This window comes from Corallococcus sp. CA041A (assembly GCF_003612075.1).
Lineage (GTDB): Bacteria > Myxococcota > Myxococcia > Myxococcales > Myxococcaceae > Corallococcus > Corallococcus exiguus.
Genome location: NZ_RAWF01000421.1, coordinates 1 through 4920, shown reverse-complemented (window position 1 = coordinate 4920; position 4920 = coordinate 1). Strand labels below are relative to the sequence as shown.

The 4920-nt window shown below is 73.2% G+C and carries 4 protein-coding genes; 1 reads left to right on the top strand and 3 read right to left on the bottom strand.

Annotation, left to right across the window (positions count from 1 at the left end; genetic code table 11):
* The first annotated feature begins 140 nt into the window (after positions 1-140).
* Positions 141-2381, top strand: a complete 2241-nt coding sequence (locus tag D7V77_RS40155; protein ID WP_120581466.1) for a spermidine synthase — start codon at positions 141-143, stop codon at positions 2379-2381.
* 31 nt (positions 2382-2412) lie between these two features.
* Here D7V77_RS40155 and D7V77_RS40150 read toward each other — a convergent pair whose 3' ends face one another.
* From D7V77_RS40150 to D7V77_RS40140, 3 genes are all read right to left on the bottom strand, one after another.
* On the bottom strand, positions 2413-3183 hold the full coding sequence (locus tag D7V77_RS40150; RefSeq protein ID WP_120581465.1) for a YoaK family protein: 771 nt from the start codon (positions 3181-3183) through the stop codon (positions 2413-2415).
* A 116-nt stretch (positions 3184-3299) separates the two neighbouring features.
* The gene (locus tag D7V77_RS40145) at positions 3300-3650 is read right to left on the bottom strand and encodes a histidine triad nucleotide-binding protein (RefSeq protein ID WP_120581464.1); all 351 of its coding nucleotides are present in this window, start codon (positions 3648-3650) and stop codon (positions 3300-3302) included.
* A 62-nt stretch (positions 3651-3712) separates the two neighbouring features.
* Positions 3713-4920, bottom strand: a 1208-nt coding sequence (locus D7V77_RS40140; RefSeq protein WP_120581463.1) for a hypothetical protein, incomplete at its 5' end; no start/stop codon positions are given.

Sequence of the window (4920 nt, the reverse complement as noted above, 5' to 3'; positions counted from 1 at the left end):
CACCCGCCCCGACGGATGCCCGCCTGGCCGCCCGCCGGGCTCCGGGACGTGCCCGTGTTGACAAGACTGTCACCCAGGCGGGAAACACCCGGAGCGCGGGACCCCTACGCCGTGCGTCTTCCCCCTGCCCCCGAGGCCGCATGGTGCGCTACGCCCTCGCCATCTTCACCAGCGCCTTCCTGCTCTTCGGCGTCCAGCCGCTGGCGGGCCGCTACGCCCTGCCTTGGTACGGCGGCACGCCCGCGGTGTGGACCGCGTGCATGCTGTTCTTCCAGGCCGTGCTGCTCGCGGGCTACGCCTACGCGCACGCGGTGGCCTCCCGGCTGCGCCCGCGCGCCCAGGCCGCCCTGCACCTGAGCCTGCTGGTGGTGGCGTTGGCGGCGCTCGCGGCGCGGGCCTCGTGGACGGGCTCGCCGCTGGCGCCAGGGGACGGCTGGCGCCCCGTGGACGACCACCTGCCCGTGCTCCGGTTGATGCGGATGCTGGCCGCCACGCTGGGCCTGCCCTTCTTCGTGCTCAGCACCACCGGCCCGCTGCTCCAGTCGTGGTTCGCGCGCGCGCGGCCGGAGCGCTCGCCGTACGTGCTCTACGCGCTCTCCAACGCGGGCTCGCTGCTGGCGCTGCTGGGCTACCCGTTCCTCGTGGAGCCCTGGGTGGGCCGGAGCGCGCAGGCGTGGGGCTGGGCCGTGGGCTTCGTCCTCTTCGTCCTCTGTGTCCTCGCCTGCGCCCGGGACCTGCTGCGCCGCGCCCCCGCGACAACCCTCCCCGAGCCCTCCACGAGCCCGAGCACGGAGGCCCGCTCCGAGGCCTCCACCGCCTCGGCGCGTCCGGGCATGGGGCCCACGCTGACCTGGCTGGCGCTGAGCACGTGCGCGTCGGTGCTGCTCCTGGCCACGACGAACAAGCTGTCCCAGGACGTGGCGGCGGGCCCCTTCCTGTGGGTGATGCCGCTGGCGGTGTACCTGGTCACCTTCATCCTGGCCTTCTCGCGCGAGTCCTTCTACGCGCGCACGCCGTACTCGGTGGGGCTCATCGCCTCCGTGGTGCTGGTGACGTACGCGCACAAGGAGGGCCCCGCGCTGGGCCTGGGGTGGCAGGTGCTCTTCCACGCGTCCGCGCTCTTCACGGGCGCCATGGTGTGCCACGGCGAGCTGTACCGGCGCCGCCCGGCTCCGCGCTACCTGAGCGCCTTCTACCTCTGGGTGTCCGTGGGCGGCGTGCTGGGCGGCGTGTTCGTCAACCTGGTCGCGCCCGCTGTCTTCACCACCTACTGGGAGCACCCGCTGGCGCTGGCCGCGTGCTGCGGGGTGGCCTTCGCGGGGCTGATGCGCAGGCCGAAGGAGGAGACGTCGGTGGCGCGCACGCAGCGCCTCTTCCGCGGGGCGCTGCTGGTGGGCGTGGCGGTGCACCTGCCGGTGCTCGTCCTCACGGACCTGGATCGCGTGCGCTTCGCCGGGCGCAACTTCTTCGGCGTGGTGCGCGTGCTGGAGTTGTCCGCGAACGACCCCCAGCAGCACCAGTACGTCCTGCGCCACGGCGCCATCACCCACGGCTGGCAGTACATCCGCCCGGAGCGCCGGAACCTCCCCACGGCGTACTACACGAAGGACGCCGGCCTGGGGCTCGCGCTCGCGGAGCAGCGCCGGTTGCGTCAGGCCCAGGGGCTGCCCACCGGCTTGCGCGTGGGCATGCTGGGGCTGGGCGTGGGCAACAGCGCCACGCTCATGGCCGCCGGGGACGACGTGCGCTTCTATGAAATCAACCCCGACATCATCGACCTCGCCAAGGGGCAGGGCGGCTTCTTCAGCACGCTGACGGACACGCCCGCGCACGTGGAGGTCGTGGAAGGCGACGCGCGCATCTCCCTGGAGAAGGAGCTGGAGCAGGGCTCGCGCCAGTTCGACGTGCTGGCGCTGGACGTCTTCAGCTCGGATGCCATCCCGGTGCACCTGCTGACGAAGGAGGCGGTGGCGCTCTACCTCCAGCACCTGGCGCCGCACGGCTTGCTGGCGATGCACATCAGCAACCAGCACCTGGACCTGGTGCCCATCAGCCTGGCGCACGCGGGGGCCGCCGGCCTGACCGCGGCGCTCGTCGCGCGGGACAGTGACGGCGACGCGGTGGCCAGCTCGTGGATGCTGCTGAGCCCGGACAAGGAGTTCTTCGGGGGTGCCACCTTCAGCAAGACCCGGGCGCGCGTGCGCCGGCTGGTGCTGCGCGGCGAGCCGGAATACGTCTGGACGGATGAGCGCAGCAGCGTGCTCCAGGCGCTGCGCCCCAGGGCCCAGGGCCCTGCCGGGGCCAATCCGAACGTCATGGACGCGCCCGCGCAGGCCCAGGTCCAGCCCGCGCAGCCCGTGGTCCAGCCCGCGTCGCCCTGACGGGACGCGGCGCGCCGCCTTCCCGGATGCTTCAGCGGCCCGGAACGGTGGGTGCCTGCGCGGGCTTCACGGTCAGCCGCACGTCCAGCGCGGCCAGCACGCCCAGCACCGCGCACGGCAGCACCAGCGTCACGGCCCCGTGGCGCAGGAACAGGTAGGGGCCCAGCGTGGAGCCCGCGAGGAACGCCAGCGCCAGGCCCAGGTGCAGCCGTGTGCGCTCGAACTGCACGGCGGAGGGCAGGTCCCTCACGCGGTGCCATAGCCCCGGCGCGCCTTCCCCGCGGAGGCCGTCGCGCACCCACGCCAGCATCTGCACCAACTGGATGCCGATGTCCGTGAGCAGCCCTGTCACGTGTGTGGTGCGCACCACCGCGCCGGACACCCGCGTGACGAGCGCGTTCTGCAGCCCCATGGCGAAGGCGATGCCCCAGAGCAGCGCGGGCGCGTGCGTGCCCGGCATGGATGCCATGGCCACGCCCACGCCGCCCAGCACGAGCGCCTCCAATAGCAGCGCGGCCACGTGACGGCCCCTCGTGCGGTGGCGTGAGGCATCCAGGAGGCCCGTGGCGCAGAAGGCCCCGGCGACGAACAGCCCCATCAGCTGTGCGGGCAGCCGCGCCGTGTCCCAGCGGCCCTGGGCCAGGGACTCGCCCAGCGTGGCCATGTTCCCGGACATGTGGGACGCATGCGCGCCCATCGCCACGAACCCCATGGCGTTGACCGCGCCGGCCACGGAGGCCAGCAGCACGGCGAGGCGGGAATAGGCACGGCGGGACTGGGGCGACGACTGGGCACTGAACATGACGGGCGGGCCCGCCCGGGAAGAGGGGCGGCCACGCGCCCGGGAACGCTAGCACCCGGAGCCCCGGAGCGTGTGTCACTCCGCCCGGGGGGGGCCGGCCGAGGCTCGGAAGCTGGCTAGCCCGGCGGCCAGTGCAGGGTGCGGCCCGCGAGCAGGTGCAGGTGGATGTGGAACACCGTCTGGCCCGCGTCGCGCTGGGTGTTCATCACCACGCGGTAGCCCGTGTCCGCGTGGCCCCGCTCGCGCGCGACCTTCGCCGCGGCCATGGAGAGGTTGCCCACCAGCTCTCGGTCCTCGGCCGTGATGTCATTCACCGTGGCGATGTGCTTGCGCGGGATGAACAGCACGTGGGTGGGGGCCTGGGGGTTGATGTCCTCGAAGGCCAGGCAGTGCTCGTCCTGGTGGACGATCTTCGCCGGGATGAGGCCATCGCGAATCTTGCAGAAGAGGCAGTCGGATTCGGGCATGGCCTTGGCTTACCAACCCGCCGGTGGAGCCGGAAGGGTCTTCCGCGTCCCAACTGTCCCGCTCAGGGCAGTCGCCACGAATATCCGGGGTCCGGCGTGCAGTCCGCCACGGGCAGCTTCACCAGCGCCAGGGGGCCGTCCTGGACCAGCAGTGTGCCCGCGCCCTCGAAGCCCGCCCGGGTGATGACGTGGCTGAACCGGCGGGAGTCCCGCCCGGGGCCGTTGTGGGGATACAGCGGCACCTTCCGGTGGAAGTAGCTGTAGCCCCCCGTCCACGCCAGGTGCACCGCCTCCACCTTGAGGCCGCACACGTCGTCGCGCCGGCCCGCCGCCTCCAGCAGCCGGTTGACCGTGCCCTGGTCATCCCAGGCGCTGTCCTTGGGGCGCACGCGTTCGTACTGGCCCACGTCCCCGAAGGTGAGCGCCCCCGCGCCCGCGCCGGACAACAGCGCCCCCGCCACCACCGCCACCGTGGCGGTGGCCTTCGCCGGAGCGCCGCGCAGCACCCGCAGGACGGAGTCCAGCCCCACGCCCGCGAGCGCCGCGAACAGGGGCAGCACCGGCACCAGGAAGCGCAGCTCCTTGTGCGGCTGGTTCGCGTGCAGGAGGAAGAACGCCGCGGCCAGGAAGGACAGCCCCCACGCCCGGGGCACGGCCAGCACCGCCAGCGCGGCCGTGAACACGGTCAGCACCGGCATCGCCGTGCGCAGGATGCGCGGGTAGTACTCGAAGGGCTCCGTGCCCCACTGGGCCGCCTTGCCCTGCACCACGTTGAAGTCCAGGTAGACGATGGCGGAGTGGAACCACCGTCCCCAGGTGAGCTTGTCCAGGAGGCCAAAGGCCAGCGCCCACCCGGACAGCACCGCCAGCGCCACGCCCGCCTGACGCCACTGGCGCCGGCAGAGGAGCACCGCCACCAGGCCCACGCAGAACACGCCGTTCTGAAGCCGCAGCAGCACCGCCAGCCCCAGCAGGGACGCCCCGGTGAGCAGCGAGCGCCGGGACGCGGCCTTCGGTAGCGCCAGGGCCAGGCCCAGCACCACCGGCAGCACGGACGCGTTCTCGCTCATGGCCCGGGGCGCGAAGTACAGCGGCACCGACGCCAGGGCGAACAGCGCGGCCCCGCCGGAGGCCGCCAGGGTGGAGGCCCCGGACGCTCGGGCAAGCCGCCACGTGGCCCACGCCGTCGCCGTGCCCACCAGGGCGAAGAAGCCCTTCACCAGCCCCAGGTAGCCCGCCGGGTCCGTCAGCCCCACCAGCCGCCCCAGCC